The organism is Lachnospira intestinalis (assembly GCF_040095895.1).
Taxonomy (GTDB): Bacteria; Bacillota; Clostridia; order Lachnospirales; family Lachnospiraceae; genus Lachnospira; species Lachnospira intestinalis.
Map to the genome: position 1 here is coordinate 1 of NZ_JBBMFS010000008.1, position 25,332 is coordinate 25,332.

Genomic DNA, 25,332 nt, shown 5'->3' on the forward strand with positions numbered 1-25,332 from the left:
CCACGCCAGTCATGGTATCCAACCAGATCATCTTTTACCAGATGAATGTGGCTTAAACTGTTTTCTTCCATGTTCATGCATACCCAGATAGAATACACTCTTTTGATGATTATACCGGCACCCTTTGGTTCTTCCGCTGATATCCGTATTTTATGTATCTTCACTTCTGGAACTCCAGATTTTACAGATGCTACAAAAAGGTAAATCTTGATGACTACGGAAGTTTGCGGAAGAACCCGCCGCACCATAATAATCATTATTCAAATTGGAATTTTGATACCTACAATTCTTTAACACCTAACTGGTATTATAAAGTGTTACGATAAAATCCGCAATGCCTTGATTTTACTACAGTTTTGGCAAGTGAGCTTTCCCTTAGACTTTCCCTTATGTTATATCCTTTTCCCTTGTGTTACGACACCTCATAAGGGCAAAAACAAGGGAAGCAAAATCCGGTAACAGCTAATAACATTATATAAATCACATAATCGGCTGGAACTGGTCAAGATGCTTCTACAACTGAAACAGATAAGAGAAAGGACTTTGCAATATGAATATCGTTCATGCAGAATATAATAAATATCACAACATCATAGACATCAATTATTACAATGGCTACATACTTCGGATTGACTGTGGCAAGGCAGAAGATGGATTGATTACTACTCCTAACTCTCAACGAATGTTGGATGCACTGGCGATTGACAATCCACTAGAATATGCCCGTTTGTATCTTGATTCAGAAATGCAAGATTGGGTGAATGCGATGAATATGGAATGGTATAGCACTTGATAAAAGAACATAAAAATGAGAAGAAATCTGTCAAAAGTATTTCTATAAAATACGATATTTCTTTAGCCCTTCCATAAATAATGAAATAGAGCCGATAACTCACAATCGAAATAACGAGTGATTCATCGGCTCTATATTTTATGGTTATGGATATCATGAGTATCGCTTTATATGCAATTGCTATTTTGTTAATTCCCAATATTTATGACCCATAAAGAAGATTGTTAATTCGTTTTGATCTACTTCTATCTCAAAATTCACGCTATTATCTCTCTGTTCCACAAAAATCATATTTGAGGAAGATATGCTATATAATGCATTGCCACAGGTAATACCCAATTCGGGCATATCTTTGTTTACAACAAGTCCTCCATTTTCTTGAAAGGTAAACACTTCCTCTGCATTTGCATTCTTCCATGTACCAATAATATTTTTTTTATTCTGAATGTGCTTTATTTTTCCAACACATACAACGATAAGTATAGCTACACTTACAATTAAAGCAATGCCTACAACACTCTTTGCCAATTTCTTTTTATTCAATTTCTATTATCTCCATTTTTAGTTTCTTTAAGATTGAATGATTCCATATTGCTTAATTCAGTATCTCCATGAATTTCTAACATTGATACGCTTCTCACAGGAAATAGAATAGGAGAGATTCATTCATAAATAATTAAATCATTCATACTTACCTGAATTTGTAATGTTTTTCCATATTTTCTCATAATTATCTACTATAGTTTTTTCTGAGGTCAAAAATGCAAACATAGATATACTTGAATAGAGAGTTTCCGCCGAATCAAAAACCACACAACTTTCATCATGAGTTAGATTTCTCTTTGAATATATTTCCGATACAGGCATAAATGAATTTTCTTCCTCTTTGGTGTATTTATACCCATCAATACATCCTAGATTTTTTAAAAATATTAAATAAGTATCTTCGGTCTTCAGATATTGCCATCCGTTAGTGTAAAATTCTTCACCTCTAACAAATGATACAGGTTCTATAATGTAAATACAGTCACCTACTGAAAGATTAGCAGAATTATCCTTATAGATTTCCTCTATTTTTACCATTGTTTTTGTTGATCGTAAACTCATTTCACGAGAATTTGTTACAGTTATACGAGCTATTAAAGAAGAATCTTTTTCCATATCATCCAATGAGTAATTACTTTCATTGTTAAAGTAAGAAGTTTTCTGCCCTCCTGTATAGAAAATTTCCATAGCTGTATTTTCTGATAAAGCAATATCAGGATCATGAACCCCTGTAGTTGTTTTTATCCCAGTCTTTCCATAGAATAAGGCTGTCACCATACAAATGATTACAACACAGATAGTTAATACAAATTTCTTCATTACATCAACTCCTTAATTTTACCAAATTCCATGCATATCTTCTCATCCGCTAATATTTCAATATCTTCTTTATTATGGCTTGTCAGTATAGTAATGGTATCATTCTTTTTTTCTTCCAATATACGTTCACGAAATAAATCAATGCTATGCTGATCCAATGCGTTAGTTGGCTCATCCAAAAGCAAAATTTTTGGATGTTCCATCAGTGCTTGACAAAGAGCTAGTTTTTGACGCATTCCTAATGAATATTTATTTACTTTTTTCTTTGATTTGGGATCAAGACCAAAGTATATCATTATTTCATATATTTCTTCATCTGATACAATTCCTTTTATATTGGAAAGCATTTTCAAATTTTCAAATCCTGAATACATACTCCAAAAAGAAATATTTTCAATAACAGCTCCTAAATCTGGTAAAACATCCATATCTTTATGTAATGCCTTGTGATTATATTTTATGTATCCTTTGTCTGTATTTATAAAACCTGCAATGGCTCTGAGTAGCATTGTTTTACCTGAACCATTTTTACCATATATTCCATATATTTTACCAGATTCAAATGTATAACTGATATCATCAAGCACTTTTTCACCTTTAATTGACTTTGAAATAGATTTTACATATAAATTCATGGATATCATTCACCTCACAATATTTGTTTTTTTTCGCAAAGAAATTTACCTATCCACACCAAAACAGCGGATGATATAACTGAAATGAGACAGCTTGACTTAAAATTCAATAAATCTATATTGCTTGTAGTCCATTCGTAATTTTCTTCGACATAATATATAATAAGCTTGTTATGCCAATTAAATAAAGGAATATGTAGCAAGGAATAATGCCAAATTTTCCATATAACATTTCCCATTGAAAAATAAAATCCACACACCATTACTGGAATAAAAAATACAATAAATGCAACGATGTATCCTATAATTGAATCTTTCCAAAATGAAAACAAATAACTAATCATTTGCAAATGAAAAATCTCTATCAATAGCATAAAAATAACTTTGAAATCTTCTAAGCCATTAGAGGTATGCTCTACAAAAAGAAAAAACAAATAATCGGAAACAACTACAATACAGTCACGTAATATCATTTTTATTAATATATCCTTATAAATTATGTGTTTTTTCCCATAACGAGGAAGTAGAATTACCATGTTATCATTTGCATCATTAAATAAGTCCATTGTAAGATAACAAATCTCAAGGATAAACAAAATCGCAAAAAATGATAAAGATATAAGGTCAAACGAATGATCTATTAGTATTCCCCCAAAATATATTTGTGAACGTACTCCTTCTGTTATTGTAACCAGACTATTATGAAACCCCAAGTACACATTAGCATAAAAATATCTAATTACAAATGTTATAAGTGATACTAGTAAGCATTTTCCAACATTAACATTCAAAATTTTTTTCTTATATAACTTCATAATTTTTTATTTTTCTCTGTATAATGCCAATACTTAATCCAAAAATAAGCAATATCAGAACAATTTCTCCTATTATATTTCCATGAACATTAGGCATAATATAACCTTGTATAGAGAATTCATTTAGCCCAAAGACAGAAACAATCAAATTAAAAACAATATAGAATATAAACAAAGCACCAGGTATCTTTGCGAAATATAGAACTTTCATTTTGTTATAATATGAAAGAGCATAAGCTAAGATAGCTAATCCCGAGCCAAAAATTCCGTAATTAAAAATGTATATTAGATTATATAAAGTTGGATGTTGCAATCTCACCATATCAAGAAAATTGTCAGCGTTATATGATACCAAACCTATAGCGTAATCAGGTTCTCCCCAAGCACTGTCATATCCATGTATTGGATATGTCAAGTGGCATAATAATAAATTTATGAGCATTGGTATTGTTATTGTCAAAAAGGTTACAATCAGAATGCCAAATAATTTTCCTGCTAAATATTTCTTTTTCCCGATTCTTTGAATAAGTAGGATTGAACTATTGCTTTTTTCTTCTCTTATTAAGGAAAGTGATGCAATAATTGTTGCATAAACAGGCAATAACAGATACATTATATATGGAATATATGCCGCTTCAGTGCCCTGTAATACGAAATTTTCATTTGCTGAACGAATAAATTGATAACTTTTTCCTATATCATTTTTTACACATAAAATATACGAAGCAATATTTAAAATCATTAGAGCAATAAAAACAACTTTATATTCTGCACGATCAATACAATGTTTGATTTCTATAAGAACCATTTTTTTCATAATCTTTACCAAAAGGGCATAAACCCACGAAGAGGTTTATGCCCATCCCTTCTGTTATCTAAAATCTACATTTCCACTTACAAATGCAGTTGATAATTGAGATTGATAATTTTCCATTCCCATACCGACCTGTGTGTTAGTAGAATTATAACCGCTCTTGGTAAAGATTAAATTACAAGATCCTGTTCCAACACCCTGCTTATACTTATTAGATATTTTACTCTTGCTGTTATTGACAGCCCAGAAATTTGCGTAAGAGGTATTGGTAATTGCTGTTACCTCATTTGTGATGTAATCATCGGATGTTGTTTTTGCATGCATAGAGGTAAAGTTATTAGTCTTATTCAGTTTAAGTGCATAAGCGGTGTAAGATGCCGCCTGAGAATATGCTGCTGAAGAAAGAAATACACATCCTGCACAAAACAAACCAATACCTACTTTTGCAATCTTCTGTTTTAAACTTTTTAACATCATAGTCAATTCCTCCCAATCTTATTTTTTTAACTGCGTTGGTACTTTTGGTTCATACAACAAACCACGGCACAATGAATTTGCATTACTTCGAGCAATAGCAGTCACTGCCTGAAGTACGAGACGGGCACTTTTCTGGGGTGCCTTGTTTACTTGCTTATTGTCCATCGTTTTCACCCCCCCCTCCTTAATTGTCTGACAATTACAGACAACTTTATTTGTTTACCATGGTATGTGCTTAATATAACAGAGTATTTAATTTTTTTCAATCCCTCTATGCACGAATGGTAGCCCAACATGCACGAACTGTTCTACATATAGGTATAAAACCGAAAAGATGGCAGATAGGTTAAGCACCTACCTGCCATCTTTAATCTATATATTTCAGAAATAATGATTAATTATTGTCAGTCTCATATATAGATTTATAACGCTCTCGATCAACTGGAATAATCTCATTATCATTAGCATCTTTATATGTAATAAACTCATCGTATTCTGTAACTGATTTTTCCTCTGAGACAGAATTAATAGAATACATATTCGAATCGTTACACATTACATTTGAATTTGGACCAGAAATTAGTAACGAACCATCCTCTTGTGCATATGCCAAAAAGATATAAATGGAATTTTCGGAAGGCAGTGAATCATTCTCAAACAGATAAATAGCATCTTGTTTTTCTGAAATTCCGCCTTGTTTAACAATAGGAATAGGTTTATCTGTAATAAGTTCACCTTTTATATTTTCGAGAACCTGAATAGTATAATTAGTGTAAGGCGAACCGACCTCCTTAGGATTTCCTTTTTCATCTTCAGTCGTTATAACATTTCGATACTCGGTTCCATCGCAACTGACAACCTTTGCTACAAATACGTAATCACAGATACCAACAGCTTCGCGAATGTTATCAGTATCATATACAAAAGATGCGTGCATCTGGTGGATTGGCAAGTTAGATACATTTGTATTCAGTTGACTTGCATTATTTTTGGATGCACATCCTGTAAAAAACATTCCTACGATAAGAACAATAGACAAAATACCATAGATACTTGATTTTTTCATAGCGTTCTCCCTCCCCTAATAATTATTATATGCGGCATCATATGAATCTTTATCATTTTGAGATAATGCCTGCGTACTAGTATGTCCCGTAATTGCTGCATCCATAACATCTGTTGAAGTACTGTGATCCAACCCTAATGCATGTCCCAATTCATGTGTCGCTACATTCTGTTTTTTACTATTACTATAACCGCTCATATAATAGGTATTGAGTTCAATTTTACCACTAGAATATGTCATGCCTGCCCATCCATTCGAAGCATTGACATCGCTTACGTATACATCTTCTACAACAAAAGCACTGTCTTTTCTGATTACTCCAGATTTATATGCATTCCATGTGGCAGCCCCAGTGTTAATATAACTCATGTAAGTGCTGTTTCCGTCATAGTCTAGATGTTTGCCAGAATCAACAAGATCCCATGTTTGTACATAAGCTTGTGCAAATGCCGTAATAGGAAATAGCATTGCTATAGCCATTAAAGTTATAATGCTATACAATAAATGATTTTTTAAAACAGATTTTTTAAAATGCATACTCCTTCACTCCTTTTCAATCATGTAACAACGGTTATCTTCAATTATTCTTAAAGGTTATCTTTATGAAAATTGAAACGCAACACATACTAGTACACATTATATATCCTGTTAATATTCCTAAAGTACGACATCTTATCATCTCCACTCCATATTATAGATTCTCAGAATACTTAAGATGTAGTAGTATACCTTGAATATAACAAAATCTTTATACTTTTCAATACCTCTATGCATGAATGGTAGCTCACTATGCACAAACGGTAGCATATTATGTTGTGTACCTACTTTATTGATGATAAAATATGACGGAGAATGATTAAAGGAAGTGGTAGCTATGCTATATATTGACTCAATATGGGAATATATTGTTAATTTCTTAGAACTGGCATTGTTTATAATATTTATCCATAAAAAATTGCGTATTCGAGCAAATTATAAACATCAAGCAGTTTTGATGTTTCTTTTCGTATCATTTCAGTTTGCTGTGTTATGCACGCTGAATAAAATGGGAATATCATCCTACAGCACTTTGATGTCATCTTGTGTTTTGGACATTGGATATGCAGTATTGTTCTATCGTGATAGTATAATTCGCCGTATCTTTTGGGGCTTTTCGTATTCCATCATTTGCTTAGTTGCAGAACAGATTTCGTTCTTTATTCCCGTTACTCTTTATAAAGGAGCGTCTCTGGAGCTATTATTAGGTGGAACATTACGGAAGCCATATACCATGTTATATTTGGCAATGATAGCTGTTTTTGTCTTGTTATTTCATTCTATTGGAAACAAAGACATATCTCTTTCACCGTTCCAAAAAGTTGCATATATTTTCATCGCAATTTCTGGACTTGCAATCGGGCACTACATATTAAGGCTGACTTTGGAATCTGTTGATAAATTTGGTGATTCATCCTTTTCAGCTAGGCTATCATTGGTTGACTTGTTTTTTATTATTTTATTTTTAGTATTGATGCTATACATATACCAGCTAGGTTATTCAAAAGAAGAAAACATACGATTACTGGAAGAACAAAAGATTTATGAGCTGGAAAGGACTGAGTTCAATAGCTTATCTGAGACAACTGAACGATTACGAAAAATGAAACATGATATGCAGATTTATGTGGATGCAATCAACGTATTAGCAAAAGACAAGAAATGGGATGAACTTATAGCATATACAGAGCAATACCATAACACTCTTGCAACTACGCAAAGTGCCATAGCAACGGGAAATATTGCTATTGACTGCATACTTACCGCAAAACTTGATTATGCTGAAAAACACGGAATTAAGACAGAATATTCTATTATGGCTCCTGAAAATTTTCCGCTTGATTCTGTTGAGCTTTCATCCATACTTGGAAATATATGGAATAATTCCATTGAAGCAGGAGAAAGACTTATAATCTCTGATCCAACCGAGCATCCATACATTTATTTTTATATTAAACCTTACCAGAATATGATACTGATTCACATTGAAAATAATTATGATGGTGTGATAAAAGGTAGCATTGATGGAGACATTTTGAGTGTTAAACAAGGAAAAGAACATGGACTTGGGATAAGACGAGTAAAAGAGCTTGTAGAAAAGGCAGATGGCGTATTGCAGATTACATCTGATAACAAAATTTTTTCCGTACATATTATGATACCGGATAAGGAGAATAACAAACTACTATGAAAATGAAAATAACCATACTTGAAGATTCTGTGATCGAATCAGAACGGCTGAAAAATGGAATAAGAAAATACGGGCAGCAATATGATTGGGATATTGAAATTGACGAATACGAATCGGGCGAAGAATATTTTTCAAAAAATTCTGAAGGCACAACTATACAGGCTTCAGCATTTTTCCTTGACATACAAATGGGGCAAATGAATGGAATTGAGGTTGCTAAACGCCTTCGTGAATCTGGTTATCAAGGTATTATTGTATTTTTAACAGCTTTTAGAGAATATGTATTCCGAGGATATGAAGTCAGAGCTTTAAACTACTTGCTAAAACCCGTCAAGGAAAATACTCTTTTTCTGTGTTTGGATGAAATCGCGAAGGAGTTATCTAATAATACCTACATATACCGAAACAAGCAGGAAATTGTAAGTATTCCCTATGCAGATATATTGACATTTTCGAGCAGATTACATTATGTGGATATATTGACCGTAGACGGCAAATGCTATGAACAAATGTCTACCCTAAATAAGATTATTGTCCATTTGCCAAGTGAATTTATCCGAACCCATCGTTCTTATATTGTAAATATGGCACATATCTATCGTATTACATCAGGAACGATTGAATTGTCAAATCATCTAACTACACAAATCGCACGTTCTTATTCCAAAGACGTGATAAGTGCTTTTGCCAAATATACAACAAGATTTGATACAAGCGGGGATTTTGAATGATTACGAAGTGGGCTACATCTATTGCTAATAAGTTAGCAGAACTATCCGGGGAGGATGTTTCTGCGGATCAATTAGAAATATACATATATGGCTTAGAATGTTTTTTGAATACTTTTATAACCATAGTGTTATTGTTCGTATGGGGAGTTTTATCACATACACTCGGCTATACCCTAATTTGGGTAATTACCTTTTCATTGTTACGACATTATACCGGAGGTGCCCATGCTCCAACGCAGTTAACATGTATCTTAGGCAGCTTTTTTCTCGGTTGTCTTGATAAGTGGGCTATAATCTATTTAAAGCCAACTGTACTAGGATATTTGATACTTGTCCTTATGTGTATATTATTTGCACCTATAAGTAACCATAAAATATGTTTAACCACCAAACAAAAATGGATACATAAACTTATTTCTGTGATAATTGTTAGCATTGGATTTCTGCTGTTTTATAAAATTGGAAACACGAAGATGAATACCACATTGTTTTATTCCTTTTTCTGCGTAATCATTCTTATGATAGTCGAAACAATTAAAAATCTAATGAGACACTTTAAATAGCAGGATGACTTTTCATAAATATTCAAAAAAGATAAAGAATTTGATGGTCTTTATCTTTTTTGAATTTAATTAGATTATCTAGCTCCTCTGTCTGATGGCGAACGATAGTTAAAATCTCTGTCCTGTTCCCGTTTCTGAACTTCTGCCTGTTTTTCTGCCAGCTTTCGATGGATTGAGTTTTCTCCATACTTGGAGTTCCATTCCTTGTTTGCTTTGACATAGGATTCATACTCGGACTTGCCTTGTTTATAGACTTGCAGGAACGCATCTACCGTTGGATATTTGTAATCCTGCACGATATGGGATAATCCCTGCTTCATAATCTTAATCGTTTCTGCGTATTTGTTAGACTGTGCCTGCAATTCCTTTCGTTTCTTTCCTTGGAATAATCCTGTACAGTTCTTCAAATCCTCGTCAATAAGGTCTTTTTTCACTTCCTGCGTATGAATGGCTCTGTTTTGTCGTTTAAGTTTCTCCATAATCTCTTCAAGTCGCATCTCATAATCGTGTGCCAGCTCAGACATTCTTGGTCTTGGCGGAATAACGGTCTTTTCTGCGGTAGTAGTAGCAGGTGCTTTGAATGGTTGGGTCACAGCAGGAATTGTCTGATTGTCTGTCTGTGTAACGGATGGAGCTGGTTGTTTCTCTTGTTTTTCATTTCTTCGCTCCATAAGGTCGGAGATTCTGGCTTTCTGTTGTTCCTGTTTCTGTATCAGCAACTTTATGAGTTCTTTTAACAGCTCGATTGCCCGAAAGATAATCATAAACAAAAGCTCCGGATGATTGCCATACTTGTGAATGGATTCCTTAATCGGAGTTGAAATCTGTTCCTGCTTTACCTTTAAGATTTCCTTTCGCTCCATCCCCGATACCAAAGCGTGATCCACAGTACGATTCCAGTCCTGTATGACCTTATTATTGAGTGTAATCTTATCTGCCTTTGGATTGTTCTTACCGATTTTCTTAGTGGCAAGATAGACATCCCCACGCTTGAATGCAGACAGCTTTTCTTTCTCATCTTTGACAAGTCCGTTGATGACATCGGTATAAAATACCTTGACCTCATCTAAGAAATGTTCCTGCTTAAAGCGAGCGTCCTTGATGGTAAACATCTGTCTTTCGTAGACCTCACCTTTCTTGATCACCTTACACCTTTTACGGATAGTTCCATTCTCGTCTAGGATTTCTTTCTTGGTACGAACATGATTACCTTTCTCATCATAGAACATATTTCTGGTGGCAATCTTTTCTATCGGTTCGTCAAGATAATTTCGTTCTGCAAAGATAAGATGGATATGATAATTCGTCTTTCGTTTGTTATGATGGAGTGCTGCAATACAATCAACACCATACCGACTTTTGAATTTATCCGTCATATATTTTAATAGTCCGTCTGGCGGATAATCCACAAAGGATTCCGGCAGGGCAATGATAAATTCTCTTGCTTCGATACATTTTCCCTCTGTACCGCTTTTCTTAAATTCTGCCTGATTGCACTTGGCAAGTTCTGTCCAAAATTTTCGGTCTGTGGTTTCATATACCGCATAGAGATTTTCCTGTTTTTTGTCACTGGAGATATAATAGATTCTTCCACGAACATTATGGAGCTTTGACATCTGCACAAATGAATTTCTTGGCATAGCGATTTCCTCCTTTCCCAGTTTTGATTTTGGAAAAGAGGACAGATAAGATAGATGAGATGTGAGTAGTAAACTTTCCCTGTGAGCGAGTGCATAGGCACTCGTCTTGCGAACACATCCGCCTTGTGGCGGCTAAGCCTCGCAGAGCGAAATACACAGAGTACAAAACGAAGTTTTGTGCGATGGGTGTATTTCGCTCTCAAACGCCGAGGGCTTGCTTATGAAGTTCACTTTTAGCTGTAACTGTTCCCTCAGCACCTAATTTTGTGCCTTTAATGGCACACTTTTTATGTGCCGTATCCGGCACTCCCTTTTCTTAACAGAAATGCTAGAAGATTGCTATGAAAATCAGCGAAACAATAGACGAATCCGTTAGCACTTTTGCCTTAACAATAGCATTGTTCTATTATTCAGACTTTTTAGCAAAAACCGTAGAAACAGTAGAAGTCTGCTATTAAAATCGAAAAAACAATAGCACGATTCGTTAGCATTTTTGCCCTGACAATAGCATTGTGTTACTTCGCTTACTTTTAAACTGTGTCTGGCAAGGAAGTGGTAGTAAAAGTTCCTATTAAATTTCATTTTTAATAGTGCATTGTTTTATTACATTTTGATTTTAATAGAGCTTTTTACTATTAACTCTTTGAAAATGTACCCCATAGATTGGACACTCAAAATCATAGTAGCGTACACTTTTTGTCATAGGTCGGACAGCTTTTTTCATAGCTACACTTGGTATGACTTCTCACAGCACTTTTTGTAAGTTGGGTGGACTTGTCCTACCAGTCGGCTTCACTTGGGTGGATGGTTGCACCCACTTCATTTTCTGGCTTGGGTGGACTATTCATAACACCTTTTGCATCTTGGGTGGACTTGTCCTACCAACAAGCTATAACTGGGTGGACGATTGCACCCATTCACATCCATCTTGTCCTCATTTTCCAAAAGTTCTGGTTGTATCTGAGGACTTGTCCGTGATATAATCTATTTGCGTGTAGGTATATCATGGCTTTTAGTCAGATACATACCAGAGGGATGGTCTTAGGACTGTCCCTTATTCATTTTTCATTGTTCCCTTGACCGCTTTTACTGCGTGTCTGTCTCGTAAATCCTTCCCCTCATTGAGAATCAGAAACTCGTCTAATCGTTCCCTGCGGATTAAGATTTTTCTTCCCACTCTAAGGATAGGCAGCTTTTCCCATTCCACAAGATTTCTAAGAGTGTTTCTTCCGATACCTGTATAGTCGGCAGCTTCTTCAATGGAGAGAGCAAACTTTAATTCTGTCATTCGATCACCTCATTCCTGCGTAGGATTACAAGTCTTGTATATCAGAGGATGTTCCTTTTTGAAGAAAGGATTAGCCTTTTTTAAAACTTGCGTTACGCAATTCTGATTAAAGTATATATCTTTTATAACGCTATGTCAAGCCTTACGAAATTCTATCATCTTTTATAGAATTGCGTATTGCAATATATCGTGTTATGTGGTATAGTAATGACATACCGAAAAAGGAGGTTCGCAAGTATGTTAAAAGATAAAGAATTGCGAAAGACAATCGGTAGCAGAGCAAAAAGCCGTAGACAGGAGTTAGGATTGAACCAGCCTTATGTCGCTGAAAAAATGGGCGTGACAGCCTCAACCATTCAGAGATACGAAGCAGGAACGATTGATAACACCAAGAAAATGACCTTAGAAGGTCTGGCAGATGCACTTCATGTATCTGTGGAATGGCTGAAAGGTGAGACGGACGAATACGAAACAGACATTACGGATAAAAGAGAATTACAGATTCGTGATGTGATGACTTCCATTCTGAATAAGCTCCCTTATGATATGGAACAGTCCGAAAGTGATTTTTCCAAAGACCTGCTACTACTGATGTTACGGGAATACGAGCTGTTCGTGGATTCGTTCCAGTTCGCTTGTAAGAATTTCAAAGGAAATACAGATAACAAAATGCTCGCCCAGACAATGGGGTTTGAATCCAATAAGGAATACAATGAGATTATGTTCCTTAGAGAAATCACCCACACCGTCAACGCATTGAACGATATGGGCGATATTGTAAGACTGTATTCTAAGAATCCTGAGACAGCGAAAAATCGACTAGCCAATCTTTTATCAGAAAAAGATCCCGATTCGGTATAGATAGGCAGACGGAGCTATGATATACTTACACGCAAGAAGCATTTCACCAGTTCCGATTGCCGATATCGAAAGGAGAAACGATTATGGCAAAAGGTTCTGTAAGGAAGAAAGGCAAGAAATGGTACTACCGCTTTTATGTGGAGGATGCAAGTGGTAACTTGGTTCAGAAAGAATTTGCAGGTACGGAGAGCAAATCAGAGACAGAGAAAATGTTACGCAAGGCTATGGAGGATTATGACGCAAAGAAATTTCTAGCCAAAGCGGACAACCTCACACTCGGACAGATGCTAGATGTATGGGCAGAGGAAGATTTGAAAACGGGTTCACTTAGCAACGGTACAGTCGGTAACTATTTACAGGCAGTAAACAGGATTAAACAACACCCAATCGGAAACAGAAAACTAAAGACAGTCACTTCGGAGCATTTGCAGAAGTTTATGGATTTACTTGCATTTGGCGGTGAGGAAGGAAATTTTAAGTCAAAGGGTTACACCATCGACTATATCCGTTCTTTCCACGCAGTCCTGCAACAGTCCTTCCGATTTGCAGTCTTTCCAAAGCAGTACATCACATTCAATCCAATGCAGTATGTGGTAATGCGTAGGAAAGCCGAGGAAGATGTGGATTTGTTTTCTGATAATGATGAGGATGCAGAGGTTATCAACCCGATTACACCAGAGCAGTATCAAACGCTTATGGAGTATCTGGAAGAAAGAAACAAGCCTGCTGTCCTGCCGGTACAGATAGCGTACTACACAGGTCTTAGACTTGGAGAGGTATGCGGACTGTCTTGGAGTGACATTAACTTTGAGGAACAGTATCTGACAGTACGAAGAAGTGTCCGTTACAACGGAGCAAGGCACAAGACCGAGATTGGTCCGACAAAGCGAAAGAAAGTCCGTATCGTGGATTTCTGTGATACGCTCGCTGACATCTTAAAGAAAGCGAAAAAGGAACAGAGAAAGCAGGTATTCAGTTACGGAGAACTCTATCAGAGGAACTACTACAGGGAAGTTAAGGAAAAGAATCGTATCTACTATGAGCTTTATCATTTGGATGGCACAGAGGACATTCCGCTTGATTACAACGAGATTAACCTTGTATGTATCAGACCGGACGGAGCATACGAAGCCCCTGCAACGGTTGAGACAGCTTTAAGGACAGCAAGGAAACGATTGTCGGAGCTTGATGATAATTTCCACTTCCACACCCTGCGACACACTTATACCACAAACCTGCTCTCAAATGGAGCAGCACCAAAGGATGTACAGGAATTACTTGGACACTCGGATGTAAGTACCACTATGAATGTCTATGCACACGCTAACCGAGAAGGTAAGCGAAACTCAGCCCGACTACTTGATAAGGTGGTTGGAGAATAAAATCGAATAAGAAAAACTTTCCCTTGTAGATACCTCATAAGGGCAAAAACAAGGGAAAAGGATACATATAGAGTGGCAAGGCATACCGCCAAGTCGCATAAAATAAGGAAAGTTGAGATTTTAGTTATACAAACTTGAATTTTTCTTTTATTTTCATATAATCATCTATATAATATGTCTGCACATTACTTTTGGATATAGTTTTTTGTAAATCGAAATCGATTTTTCCACTATTTTTAATAGTTGCCACTACATATTCATTAGAATCTTCATAAACAACTGCAAATACATTATATTTATCTTTAGTTACTGTAGATTGAAATATATATTGGTTATTTCCGTTTAAAACATTCCTTATATAGTTTTCTTCATCACTTACTTGATTTTCAATTATTATTTTAAACTCAACATTATCACGCATTATATTCAACCCATATGTATAAAATGCAAAAGGTAAACTTACAGCTAATGTACATACTATCCCCACCACATTTATTATTTCTTTTATTATACTTTTTCTCTTCTTTAAATGTTGCTTTTTTTCCAATATACTATTTATAACCCCCATATATAATCCGAACATATTAAATACAAACAGCATTATAAATATATAGCCAATATATTCCAAACATTTCCACCAATATCTACGCTTATACACTTGATAAACTGCAATAAATATATTTGTGTCTGTAATTAAAAAAACAATTCCAATTAGTATTAGACCTTCAATACATAATAAAACAATTCCATTTATTACTGTTTGTATTTTTACAACATTCTTTTTTCTACAAAGCATGTAAAATACCCAATTTGAAAAGGCTAACAATAATGCCATACCAAGAATTCTGAATATATATATAACTGAATTCTCTGAAACATCAATATATGATTTATCTATTTTATATGCAGAAAAACATCCCAATTGGTAATAATACCACATCACTTTGAAAAAGATTGCCAGCAAAGAAACACACAATGTACCTGCTGCAATTATCAATCCTCCATATTTCAAACATTTTCCTAATATTTTCTTTAATTTCTCATTTTCAGAATTTATCTCTTTATCATTTTCATTTATAATGTTTTGTAAATCCATAAAGTACATCTCATTTCATTTTATCTCAATATTTTAACTACTTACACTATATTTGTGAACAATCTTTTAATTTACTGCATTATTCCTATTTTCGACACAAAGTTCGTAAGCGCTATTTTATGTAGCGCTTACGGATTAACTGCTTTTGTTTCAGGCAGTTCATTGTAGTGAATTGGTACAACTTCCTGTTTCACTGCAACTTTTGAAACGGGTACAGGTACATCAGATGCTTTCATGCGCAGCCTTTTGATGTTGTAATAAAAAGAGCTGGTAGATATGCCATTCTGATGGCACCATGCATGGTCTGATAAGCCACTAACGCGACATTGCTGGATGCAGTCCATCCAGTATTTATCTTTTTGAGCTTTTGTCATTGATAAATCCTCCAAAAAATATTTGGAGTAAAATGATTCAAAAGTTTGATATAAATAGCAGTGAAATGCTACAACTTTTGTCGTTCAAGATTAGAACTTAGAGTAATTTACTCCAACTATCCTAATCTTACGGCAGAAACAGTCAATTGCCACTACGGTGGATTATGTAGCGCTTACTTTATTTCTACTGACCTAAAAAGAATGCAAAATTTCCGGATGTTTCGTCGTATGTTTTTACATAAAGTCTATATGCTGAAAAATCTGATGAATATTCATAGCAAAGAGTATTGCCGGTTGCCACATTTGTAAATAAATAATTTTGCGTCGTACCGATTCTTGAAATATACCACTTATTATATTCATTTTCCGCATCATAATCCTGCATAACAACCGTTTCTTTATCTGATGCAACTGCAATACAGTATCCCTGATCTCCATATTCAATCATATATTGATCTTCTCCGGTATAATGAATCGCAAAAATCTGACTTGCTCCATCAACATCGCGAACAAGATTCACCCATGTTCCTACAATCCCGGAATTCCCATACACATCCATCCTGTAGGTCTTCATTTCATCCGGACGAATGACATAACAGCCATCCCGTACAAGAAGACCGTCCGTATGCAAATCCACCATGCCCAATACAACCAGAAGAATGACCACCGCCGTTGCCGCGCAGCCTGCAAGCTTTATCCAATACCTCTTCATCAATTCTGCCCCCTTCCGGTTCTTCTTTCCTTTTTCATACTGCTAAAAAGCATAAACCAAAGCGGACAAAATGCAATATCAATCAGATGATGTTCTGAAATACCGAACAACAGCATCACTATCAACGCCACAATCATGTCGTCTTTTTTACAATCCACTGCTTTATTAAAGCACAGATAATAAATGTATGTAATCACAGATAAAAATACCCAGCCGTACTTAATTGCAATACGGATAAAGGAGTTATCCAAAAAGAAATAGTAGCCAAGCGTTGCCTGATTTTCTTCTACAAATGAGCCAAATGCTGTAATGCCATACTGTGCCAGTCCCTGATACCCCAGTGAAAATCTCTGTGAAAATACGGTATCCATCTTCTGATACATCGCATTTGCAGGGTCATAAAATGTAACTGCCGTGATACAGCCCACTACAAACAGCAGCATCAAAATGCCGCCAATCTTTAATCCCTTATACTTTGACAGCTGGATATTACACAGCCACAGCACTTTTACAATCACTAACAGCACACACATGACCATGGCACAGATAAAGTCATTTCTTGCAAATGTCTTTGTATACACCCAGTAACTTACAACACCCATCAAGGTAATCTCAACGAAGGTCAGCTTCTTTTCGCGCATCGCTGCATATACCAGCATGATAAAAAGCATATGGGCTGCCATATCCGTTGGATAATTAATTCCCAATGAATGACGGATTCCCTCATCTGCCTGCAAGGTAATATCCGCAATAATACCTGTTGTTGCCGCATAGTAAGCAATCCCCTGAATCACGACCGCTGCGCACAGATAAACATAGGCAATCCTTTTCCAAGGAACATTTTTTGCTCCTACTAAAAGCAGCGCAAAATCAAACACTGCATTATCTTTAACCACATACGTTACAATACCGGCACTCACAAGTATCAGCACCATAAAAACAGGTTCTAATACGGTACTATACTGCTTCTGCCATACCACAAGCGCAATACTTACCAGTACATATGCCATCAACGCATATCTTAATCCTAAATACAACGCATAGGGATACTTATACTCCAATACCGTTGAATACAGATAATACCGTATTGTTATTCCGGCAAATAAAATTAAGTAAATATAACTCATATATTTACGAATTTGATTTGCCACCAATTCATTTACTTTCATCTCATGTTCTCCAATATTTACTTTGTTTATACTCTTTTAAATTGATCTTTTATATATTTACACTGTGTTACCTGTCCATAACTGCTCTCTATACTTATCAATACATTGTAATCATCATCGATTACCATTCTCAATCCATACTCTGATGAAAGTGCGGCTAATGATACGCATTTCGTATATTGCTCAAGCTGCTTATATGTGGCATCATATAGTTCTGGAAGTGTCTTTTTTAAAAGTTCAAATCTTATACTTGTTGTTTTCCCCAGCCATATTTCACATTTTCCATAACTATTAATCAAACTTCCTGTTGCATCTCTGACATCTTCTGATTCTAACGCTGTGTTTACTGCTCTTTGCATCGTTTCTATCATTTCTATATCTGACTGTTCCCTTTGTTCTTCGGTCCGTTCAATATGATTTGGAATGACAAATTGTGAAAACATGCCAAATGCCAACAATATTCCAACGATAAAAATAATGTTTTTAATCACTAAATTCTTATGCATATTCATTCCTGCTTTTCTTTATATTCTTAAATTTCTATTACCTGACTCTATTATAACTCTCTAATGTTCCAACATCATATCTGGTTCCCTGCATTTCCCATGCGTATACTTCTTTTTTTTCACAAAACCATGCAATGAAATCTCCAGGTGCATCTAAATTACACTTTTTATTGTCAACGCAGTTCAATATTGTGTCTAACGTTTCTGTCGGATATATATAAAATGGAGGAACAGCCCATTCACTTTTTGGTTCTTCCGGCTTTTCCTGCATATCAATAATTTTAAAGTCATCATCTATTTGTGCAACACCTGTTTTTCTTAGTTTTTCGAACGAAGTTTCACGATGAATCATCACGCAGGTTTTGTGTTTTTTTTCAAAATATCTGACAAATTCCTTCAGTGAAAAATCCAATAAATTATCACCAGCTAAAACTAAAATGTCATCTCTGATATCTCTTTTTCGAATTGCAAATGCAATATCCTTAACTGCACCCAAACGATTGTCATTCTCCGTTGAACCATCATCTAAGAGTGTTATCAAAGTATCACATACCTTTTGATTTTTCCATTTTTGAAAAATGTTAATAAATTTATGATTAGATACGACAACTATCTCATCTATATTTTCTATTTCTGATACATCATCAACTAATCTGTCAAGAATTGTTGTTTGCTTTACCGGTAATAATGGCTTTGGAAAGTTTTCTGTTAATGGGTATAATCTCGTTGCATATCCGCCAGCCAAAATAATACACTTCATATACTTAATACTCCTTTAATCTATAGTAACTCCATTTGCTGTTTTACAAAAATGTATTGAGAATTTATCCTCTAAATCCGGAAATTTTGTCAAATATTTTGTCCTTACAAAATTTTCAATTTCTTCTTTTTTACCCGGGTCAATAATTGCCATACTGCTGCCATTAAACCCCGCTCCTGAAAATCTTCCTCCATATATACCATCAGTTGACTGCATAATTTCCTGCAATACTTTTAATTCTTCTGAACCAGTTTCATATTTATATATAGAACTTCTTCCAGACTCAAAAATCAACTGTCCAAACTTTTCGATATTGCCATTTTTCCATGCTTTAATTCCCTCTTTTACTCTTCTATTTTCTTCATAATAATGTTCGGCTCTTTTTCTCCATGTATCAGGCAATAGCGCTTTATAATCTAAAAAAATACCATACGGCACATCACGCAAAACACTTATATCGTATTTTCCATAGTCCATTCCACTATATGCTTTTAAAGCATATGATGCAGCCTTGCATTCGTCTACACGTGTATTATATGCTGTTCCTGCCAATTTTCGTTCTAGTCCCGAAAACAATATCATAATTTCAAAGTCCGGCATTTTAGGATTTATCGGAATAATTTCACTAGAATCATCCTGTGTATCTAAAAACAGTATCGCATCCTTTTTGCAATAAACTTCACAACTCTGGTCTAATTTTCCAACATTAACACCAATATAATTCCGTTCTTCCCAAATAGCCATATTAATAAGCTCTGGTTTTGTTAATGTAATATCATTCACTTTACAAATTGCAAGAAGGTATGTAAGAATAACCGCTGCGGACGATGATAATCCTCCTGATGGAAGCTGTCCCTCCACTACTCCTTTTACACCATAATGCAACTCATATTTTCGCAATAAGGCAACAACTGCTCCCTGAATAAAATCTCCCCACGTATATGTGCGATCCGGAATATCATCAATATTAAACATAACTGTTCCAGGAAAATTTTTACTTTTTACAAAACAAGAACCATCTTGTGTTTTTTCAAATTCAAATTTCACGCCTTTATCCAAGGCAAAACCCGTAACAACACCATGCTGATGATCTACATGTGCTCCCAACGGGCAGACCCGATATGGTGTAAATATCTCCATGCAACCCCACCCTTTCTCATCGCTTTACTTTTTAAAAATATACTTTTATGTTCTATTCATAATTTTCTTAATAAATAAAATACAACTTGCCAAAACCGTTGATATAGATAAAACAATTACACTCAAAATAATATATTGCACTATCACTGGAGTATTCAATGTCAACTGATAAAACAATGGCGTGGAAACTACTTTATCCAAAACTAACATATGAATTAAATAAATATAGAAAGATCTTTTACCAAAGAAATATATTATATTTTTCCCCCACATTTTTTCTATATCTAATTGTTTAAAAATACTAAATAATACAACTGATGAAATAATAATTAAAACTGAATTTGTATGATAAAAATAATCACTATTTCCGTTAATTTTCAAATCAATCATTGCTAATAAGCCATTTGCTAAATTACAAAACATATAAATAAGCAACAATTTTCCTCTTCCATGTATGATTTTTATAGTATCTTTTTTACTAAGCTCATATCCCAATAAAACATATAAAACATTACTTGTAAAAGGTGTAAATATTACTATCGGTTGAAAATTGAATTTAACACTAAATATATGTTGCAAATCACTTGCCAACATAGCAATAATAGTTAATATAATAAAATATTTTCTAGCCTCATTTTTTTCATTCTCATCTTCACATAGTAATTTTAAGACGGGAAAACACATTACAATTTTTACATAACTAAAAATATACCACAAATGACTGCAATGATACATTCCTGCATTCCATGAAAAGATATTTGAAAGCAAATTATTCCAATCAATATTTAAATTAAGCAAACATTGAAAAAAATTCTGCGTAGAATTAATCCACTCATTAAATATTTGTGCAATTAACATTGTAATTATTGCTGGAATTAGAATATTTTTTATGGTTTTTATCATTTTATTCTTAAAATTACAATTTATAAATAAAAAATACCCCATTATAATCCAAAACAATGGTACCCCGTTCAATAAAAACGCTTTTAAAACTCCTTTTATTGGATATTGATTGGGAAATATACATAAACAATGTAACATTATTACCGATAACATTCCAATATCTCTAATTAATTCGATATTAGCATCTCTTTTTTTATACTGGTCCATTTCTACTTTCTCCTTGAGTTATACATTTTATATCTAATTATCGATATTATCTCACACTGACTATATATTTAATATTTTTTAATTTCGCTTGCACTGGTTTTTCAATAAACTTATGTAATAAAACCGCCATAAGGAGCACCACTCCAAAAGCAACCATTACATTAATAATACTACTGCCATGATATTTTTCAAGGTTATACATTATCGAATATGAAATATTTTGATGAATTAAATACAAGCAATAGGATATCTCAGCGCCTAAAATAAAAGCTTTCTTTTCTAGAAATGGAATTTTTCCAGCTATACAACACCAAACAAGCCCTGCTGCTACCAACAAAGTTATGCAACTTACAATCCCGCCAAAATGCAATCTTTCAGCAACCGCTATACAACAAATAATCCATTCTGCTTTTGATAATTTTGACCGCTTATAGACAGCCTTGCCTGCTAATATTCCTATAATCACTGCACCTGCATATGTATTTCCCATTACCACTTTAAAAACAGGAACATTTAAAATATTACATAAAATATCCAGCAGAAGCCATATCGCCAGACAATAAATATTCTCTAATTTTCTCGCTTTTAATAAAATACCCTGTATAAAATAAAATGTAACTAATGTTGTAAGATACCAATGTGCACCATCAACATACGGTGTCCCAATATATCCATTAATCATAAAAACATTATATATAAAATCTTTTCCACTTACCATTCGACCCGGCAGCGGAATAATATACAGTACTATACATATCATTACAATACTGCACAAATATACCGGCCACAATCTTAATAATTTCTTTTTATAATAATTTTTTAAATCAACATCCACATTCGTCTTCAGTGGAATATACATAAAACATGCAGAAATCAACAGGAAAATATTGACACCAAATACTCCAAAATATTTAAATATCTGAATTTCTCCATTGCCTGCATTATATATTTGATTATATCTATAAAAATAATGGAATGCTATAATCATTACTAATGCTATACATCTCAACCCATCTATCTGTCTATTTCTTTTCATAAAATTTCATCCACGCTTTATTTTTTACTATTCTCTTTTTGCATCAGAATACCTAATACAACTATTAGAAATACCGTTAAATGTCGATACATAAATGTTATCTGCCAATACTCCAGCACCATAAAAACAGCTACCATCACAAACAGATACTTATAGCGCCAATTCGTATGTTTTCTATTCTTCTTAAAGCATACAAATAACAAATATATATATTTAATATAATACAGGACAAGCCCTACAATACCATTACCTACTAATAACTCCCAATAATTATTATGTGAATAATATCCAATATCTTTATTTAGTAATATAAAACTACCAAACCCCTGTCCCCATACCTTATTCTTTCTCCATAATTTTTCTGCACGTGTCAACAGCGTTGCTCTTGTCCTTAATGATGAGTCCGTTATTGTTATTGAATCATCAAAAATATATTGTACTGCATCAATTAATCTTTTACCTATAAAATTGTACAGCACCGGAATTTTCGTTAAACAATAATACCCAATTAACACCGTTAATATTGTTACAAATATCCATCTGATTTTTTTTGCCGCACTCATTTGCGCATCTCTAAAATACTTTCCACCTATTACAGCAACTGCCAAAAACAATAAAATCTTTCTTCTGCCGGTCAGTATAACTGTTATTGCTAAGAAAAGACTTAAAATAAACCGAAACGTATTCTTTTCTTCTAAATATAAAAAATACACCAGTATAAATCCAATTGCAGCAATCCAGCCTAAATATACGGATGTAACACCACCTATCTTAAAAATATAGAAATGCTGATATTCTACTGCTGCCAGACCACCTCGAAAAATCGATTTTGTACATAGAACAATTAAAACTAAAAAACCTATGGAAATACCTACACAGTAATCTAAAATTGCCTTGACATATCCATATAATTGTATAAATAAAAATAGCCCTATATTAAATACCAGTGTAATCGTCATGGTTTTTATATACACAAAATGGTACTGTGATGACAATACTCCTATATAAAGATATTGAAAAACTGCATAAACAATAAATGCTGCTTCAAATAAAAAATATACAGAATATGCATATTTTCTATTAATCATTACTTTTAATGCTATTAATGACAAAAATAGCATAATACCTGTATATCCCCATATTGTACTAGGTGCAATAACCGCCATAATTGAACTAATTATAAACATCCACTCTACGCTGTCTTTTCTTTCTATTTTCAATTTATAATTCATTTTTATCACCCATATACCATTCTACATACGCTTTTTTCTTCTAAAAACTCTATTCTTTGCAGATACAAATTCCGGTTTTGTATAACTAATAATATATAGCCCCGCATTGACCAGGCCTATACAAATAATTGTCCTCACAACAAGCACAACTAGAAGATTTCCATTTATCCGGCTGCAAATTCCATACACAACTGCACACAATACTGTTGTTTCAATAAAATATCTTATATATTTAAAAAACACCTCTTTTATCGACATTTTAAAATATACCTTAAATAATACATACGTTGCCCACGGAATATTAATACACACAATTGAAATAATCGTTGACACTAATACTCCATCAACACCTATATATTTTACAAGTACAATATTAACTGCCAGATTTACCACCGATTCTACAATGGGGCGGAATTTATCTTCCCACCAGATTCCGGCCGCCTGTCTGTATACTGCCGCAATATCTCCCAATTTCATTGTATAGAAATATATGCAGCATAAAATTACTGTTGACAACGGAAGCACATTGCTTTTACCTACCCACAATTCGATAAACGGCTGATACAGGCACAACATACACACCGTACAAAAACATGCAATCCAGTTATAAATAAATAAAAATTCTTTATAATCGCTGTAATTTTTTTCTACTGTTTCTGCCGCAATGCTGTTCCCTATTCCTGCCCCCACTGCAGTTGTAATTATCGATACCATTACTGTCAAGGCACTGATAATATAATAGTAATTCTGATATCTTGCCAATATTACTAATCCTAAAAACGACGAAATAATAATACTGTCAAATGAATTTCTACAAACCTGCGCCAGCTTATTTAATGTGAGACCAATTATTCTTTTTGACAACCCTATTACAGCATCTTTTTCGATATGACCTTCACATACAATCTGAGGATACATCTTTTTAACAAAGAGTGAACGTACGCAATTTAAAACAATCGTTGTAACCGGCATTATAACAATATACAAATAATAGTTACTAAACAATAGTAAAACTATAATCTGTAATACGTACATAACAATATTACAACCGGATAGTATCCTGCTGTTTACATCATTTCTCTGATGTGCTTTCAACAAGGATTCTTTATATGCAAATAAAAAATAGCTTATAACTGTATTAAATAAATAAATACAGTATAGTACATAAATATTTACCTCACTAGGATATCCGCCTTTTACAAATTTTGTGATAAAAGGAAGAATCAGAAGACCGACACATAATATAACCATACCAATTATTCTATATACTTTTTTATATAGATTTAAAAGTGCCGACAGCATTTTATTATCATTTTCAATAATTGGCTTATACATACTGAATACAATGGCATCTCCAAAGCCCAATTCAGCCAGACTCAATACCTGCAATATAGATGTAAATAAACCATTTAATCCCAGATATTCATTTCCCAATTTATATATCATAATTGTTCTGATAATAAATGGGCAAATCAATGTAATCATTTTTTCGATAAAGCCCCATATAATATTTACAAATGCTCTTCTTGTTCTTCCCATA

The 25,332-nt window shown here is 34.0% G+C and carries 28 protein-coding genes; 6 read left to right on the forward strand and 22 right to left on the reverse strand.

The annotated features are described in order from the left end of the window. Positions 1-550: 550 nt before the first annotated feature. A complete protein-coding gene (locus tag WMO37_RS09770; RefSeq protein WP_008397019.1) occupies positions 551-793 on the forward strand; it encodes a DUF6061 family protein in 243 nt (80 codons plus the stop codon). Between the two features lie 180 nt (positions 794-973). Here WMO37_RS09770 and WMO37_RS09775 read toward each other — a convergent pair whose 3' ends face one another. The 9 genes from WMO37_RS09775 to WMO37_RS09815 all read right to left on the reverse strand — a co-directional run bounded on the left by WMO37_RS09775 (position 974) and on the right by WMO37_RS09815 (position 6,502). Beyond that, positions 974-1,336: a hypothetical protein gene (locus tag WMO37_RS09775; RefSeq protein ID WP_008397018.1), complete on the reverse strand. Its 363-nt coding sequence runs from the start codon at positions 1,334-1,336 to the stop codon at positions 974-976. Positions 1,337-1,474: 138 nt separating this feature from the next. Beyond that, entirely contained in the window at positions 1,475-2,158 is a 684-nt protein-coding gene (locus WMO37_RS09780) for a hypothetical protein (RefSeq protein ID WP_008397017.1), read from the reverse strand. Then, positions 2,158-2,793 carry an ABC transporter ATP-binding protein gene (locus tag WMO37_RS09785; RefSeq protein WP_015559483.1) on the reverse strand — a complete coding sequence of 212 codons (636 nt, stop codon included), beginning with the start codon at positions 2,791-2,793 and terminating at the stop codon, positions 2,158-2,160. Before WMO37_RS09785 ends, WMO37_RS09780 begins: the two co-directional genes overlap by 1 nt. A gap of 14 nt (positions 2,794-2,807) precedes the next feature. Next, positions 2,808-3,608: a hypothetical protein gene (locus tag WMO37_RS09790; RefSeq protein ID WP_008397014.1), complete on the reverse strand. Its 801-nt coding sequence runs from the start codon at positions 3,606-3,608 to the stop codon at positions 2,808-2,810. After that, on the reverse strand, positions 3,595-4,425 hold the full coding sequence (locus tag WMO37_RS09795; protein ID WP_008397012.1) for an ABC transporter permease subunit: 831 nt from the start codon (positions 4,423-4,425) through the stop codon (positions 3,595-3,597). Before WMO37_RS09795 ends, WMO37_RS09790 begins: the two co-directional genes overlap by 14 nt. A gap of 54 nt (positions 4,426-4,479) precedes the next feature. Then, positions 4,480-4,899: a hypothetical protein gene (locus tag WMO37_RS09800; protein ID WP_008397010.1), complete on the reverse strand. Its 420-nt coding sequence runs from the start codon at positions 4,897-4,899 to the stop codon at positions 4,480-4,482. Between the two features lie 18 nt (positions 4,900-4,917). Continuing rightward, the gene (locus WMO37_RS09805; RefSeq protein WP_015568874.1) at positions 4,918-5,064 is read right to left on the reverse strand and encodes a cyclic lactone autoinducer peptide; all 147 of its coding nucleotides are present in this window, start codon (positions 5,062-5,064) and stop codon (positions 4,918-4,920) included. Between the two features lie 229 nt (positions 5,065-5,293). After that, positions 5,294-5,965, reverse strand: a complete 672-nt coding sequence (locus tag WMO37_RS09810) for a hypothetical protein (RefSeq protein ID WP_008397007.1) — start codon at positions 5,963-5,965, stop codon at positions 5,294-5,296. 15 nt (positions 5,966-5,980) lie between these two features. After that, positions 5,981-6,502, reverse strand: a complete 522-nt coding sequence (locus WMO37_RS09815; protein ID WP_008397006.1) for a matrixin family metalloprotease — start codon at positions 6,500-6,502, stop codon at positions 5,981-5,983. A 337-nt stretch (positions 6,503-6,839) separates the two neighbouring features. Between WMO37_RS09815 and WMO37_RS09820 the strand changes: the two genes are divergently transcribed. The 3 genes from WMO37_RS09820 to WMO37_RS09830 are packed head-to-tail and all read left to right on the forward strand — an operon-like array spanning position 6,840 to position 9,486. Further along, complete coding sequence (locus WMO37_RS09820; protein ID WP_008397004.1) at positions 6,840-8,192, forward strand: ATP-binding protein; 1,353 nt, start codon at positions 6,840-6,842, stop codon at positions 8,190-8,192. After that, a complete protein-coding gene (locus tag WMO37_RS09825) occupies positions 8,189-8,923 on the forward strand; it encodes a LytR/AlgR family response regulator transcription factor (protein WP_015559482.1) in 735 nt (244 codons plus the stop codon). Before WMO37_RS09820 ends, WMO37_RS09825 begins: the two co-directional genes overlap by 4 nt. Beyond that, complete coding sequence (locus WMO37_RS09830; RefSeq protein ID WP_008397001.1) at positions 8,920-9,486, forward strand: accessory gene regulator B family protein; 567 nt, start codon at positions 8,920-8,922, stop codon at positions 9,484-9,486. Before WMO37_RS09825 ends, WMO37_RS09830 begins: the two co-directional genes overlap by 4 nt. 74 nt (positions 9,487-9,560) lie before the next feature. Here WMO37_RS09830 and WMO37_RS09835 read toward each other — a convergent pair whose 3' ends face one another. Together WMO37_RS09835 and WMO37_RS09840 are read right to left on the reverse strand one after the other, a co-directional pair. Next, a complete protein-coding gene (locus WMO37_RS09835) occupies positions 9,561-11,126 on the reverse strand; it encodes a MobA/MobL family protein (RefSeq protein ID WP_015559481.1) in 1,566 nt (521 codons plus the stop codon). 1,054 nt (positions 11,127-12,180) lie between these two features. Next, positions 12,181-12,414 carry a helix-turn-helix domain-containing protein gene (locus tag WMO37_RS09840; RefSeq protein WP_008396997.1) on the reverse strand — a complete coding sequence of 78 codons (234 nt, stop codon included), beginning with the start codon at positions 12,412-12,414 and terminating at the stop codon, positions 12,181-12,183. Between the two features lie 237 nt (positions 12,415-12,651). Between WMO37_RS09840 and WMO37_RS09845 the strand changes: the two genes are divergently transcribed. Continuing rightward, on the forward strand, positions 12,652-13,275 hold the full coding sequence (locus tag WMO37_RS09845; protein ID WP_008396996.1) for a helix-turn-helix domain-containing protein: 624 nt from the start codon (positions 12,652-12,654) through the stop codon (positions 13,273-13,275). An 83-nt stretch (positions 13,276-13,358) separates the two neighbouring features. After that, positions 13,359-14,657, forward strand: coding sequence for a tyrosine-type recombinase/integrase (locus tag WMO37_RS09850; protein ID WP_055164152.1), 1,299 nt, complete (start codon positions 13,359-13,361; stop codon positions 14,655-14,657). 124 nt (positions 14,658-14,781) lie between these two features. Here the strand turns inward: WMO37_RS09850 and WMO37_RS09855 are convergent, their stop codons facing one another. The 11 genes from WMO37_RS09855 to WMO37_RS09905 form a co-directional block, all read right to left on the reverse strand. After that, on the reverse strand, positions 14,782-15,753 hold the full coding sequence (locus WMO37_RS09855) for a hypothetical protein (protein ID WP_349154897.1): 972 nt from the start codon (positions 15,751-15,753) through the stop codon (positions 14,782-14,784). Positions 15,754-15,881: 128 nt separating this feature from the next. Then, complete coding sequence (gene tnpA / locus WMO37_RS09860) at positions 15,882-16,127, reverse strand: IS66 family insertion sequence element accessory protein TnpA (RefSeq protein WP_349154898.1); 246 nt, start codon at positions 16,125-16,127, stop codon at positions 15,882-15,884. A 184-nt stretch (positions 16,128-16,311) separates the two neighbouring features. Next, complete coding sequence (locus WMO37_RS09865) at positions 16,312-16,839, reverse strand: RICIN domain-containing protein (protein ID WP_349154899.1); 528 nt, start codon at positions 16,837-16,839, stop codon at positions 16,312-16,314. Further along, positions 16,839-18,008 (reverse strand): hypothetical protein, encoded by a 1,170-nt coding sequence (locus tag WMO37_RS09870; RefSeq protein ID WP_349154900.1) that lies wholly within the window; start codon positions 18,006-18,008, stop codon positions 16,839-16,841. Before WMO37_RS09870 ends, WMO37_RS09865 begins: the two co-directional genes overlap by 1 nt. A gap of 26 nt (positions 18,009-18,034) precedes the next feature. After that, positions 18,035-18,514, reverse strand: a complete 480-nt coding sequence (locus WMO37_RS09875; RefSeq protein ID WP_349154901.1) for a hypothetical protein — start codon at positions 18,512-18,514, stop codon at positions 18,035-18,037. Positions 18,515-18,551: 37 nt separating this feature from the next. After that, positions 18,552-19,274, reverse strand: a complete 723-nt coding sequence (locus WMO37_RS09880; protein WP_347996582.1) for a nucleotidyltransferase family protein — start codon at positions 19,272-19,274, stop codon at positions 18,552-18,554. A 15-nt stretch (positions 19,275-19,289) separates the two neighbouring features. Beyond that, the gene (locus WMO37_RS09885; RefSeq protein WP_347996581.1) at positions 19,290-20,414 is read right to left on the reverse strand and encodes a GHMP family kinase ATP-binding protein; all 1,125 of its coding nucleotides are present in this window, start codon (positions 20,412-20,414) and stop codon (positions 19,290-19,292) included. A 45-nt stretch (positions 20,415-20,459) separates the two neighbouring features. After that, a complete protein-coding gene (locus tag WMO37_RS09890) occupies positions 20,460-21,524 on the reverse strand; it encodes an acyltransferase (RefSeq protein ID WP_349154902.1) in 1,065 nt (354 codons plus the stop codon). 46 nt (positions 21,525-21,570) lie between these two features. Next, positions 21,571-22,560 carry an acyltransferase family protein gene (locus tag WMO37_RS09895; protein WP_349154903.1) on the reverse strand — a complete coding sequence of 330 codons (990 nt, stop codon included), beginning with the start codon at positions 22,558-22,560 and terminating at the stop codon, positions 21,571-21,573. 17 nt (positions 22,561-22,577) lie between these two features. Next, positions 22,578-23,792, reverse strand: coding sequence for an O-antigen ligase family protein (locus WMO37_RS09900; RefSeq protein WP_349154904.1), 1,215 nt, complete (start codon positions 23,790-23,792; stop codon positions 22,578-22,580). Positions 23,793-23,813: 21 nt separating this feature from the next. Continuing rightward, positions 23,814-25,331, reverse strand: a complete 1,518-nt coding sequence (locus WMO37_RS09905; protein ID WP_349154905.1) for a lipopolysaccharide biosynthesis protein — start codon at positions 25,329-25,331, stop codon at positions 23,814-23,816. Between the last annotated feature and the right edge of the window lies 1 nt (position 25,332).